At 53.4% G+C, this 610-nt stretch carries 1 protein-coding gene; it reads left to right on the forward strand.

Annotated features, from left to right (window positions below; genetic code table 11):
* Positions 1–63: 63 nt before the first annotated feature.
* Positions 64–610 (forward strand): IS6-like element IS26 family transposase (locus tag AB8804_RS23290; RefSeq protein ID WP_001067847.1); only part of this gene is annotated, 547 nt, incomplete at its 3' end.

Below are 610 nucleotides of genomic sequence, written 5' to 3' on the forward strand. Positions count from 1 at the left end.
GGCACTGTTGCAAATAGTCGGTGGTGATAAACTTATCATCCCCTTTTGCTGATGGAGCTGCACATGAACCCATTCAAAGGCCGGCATTTTCAGCGTGACATCATTCTGTGGGCCGTACGCTGGTACTGCAAATACGGCATCAGTTACCGTGAGCTGCAGGAGATGCTGGCTGAACGCGGAGTGAATGTCGATCACTCCACGATTTACCGCTGGGTTCAGCGTTATGCGCCTGAAATGGAAAAACGGCTGCGCTGGTACTGGCGTAACCCTTCCGATCTTTGCCCGTGGCACATGGATGAAACCTACGTGAAGGTCAATGGCCGCTGGGCGTATCTGTACCGGGCCGTCGACAGCCGGGGCCGCACTGTCGATTTTTATCTCTCCTCCCGTCGTAACAGCAAAGCTGCATACCGGTTTCTGGGTAAAATCCTCAACAACGTGAAGAAGTGGCAGATCCCGCGATTCATCAACACGGATAAAGCGCCCGCCTATGGTCGCGCGCTTGCTCTGCTCAAACGCGAAGGCCGGTGCCCGTCTGACGTTGAACACCGACAGATTAAGTACCGGAACAACGTGATTGAATGCGATCATGGCAAACTGAAACGGATAA

It is taken from the genome of Enterobacter sp. KBR-315C3_2022 (genome assembly GCF_041399425.1).
Lineage (GTDB): Bacteria > Pseudomonadota > Gammaproteobacteria > Enterobacterales > Enterobacteriaceae > Enterobacter.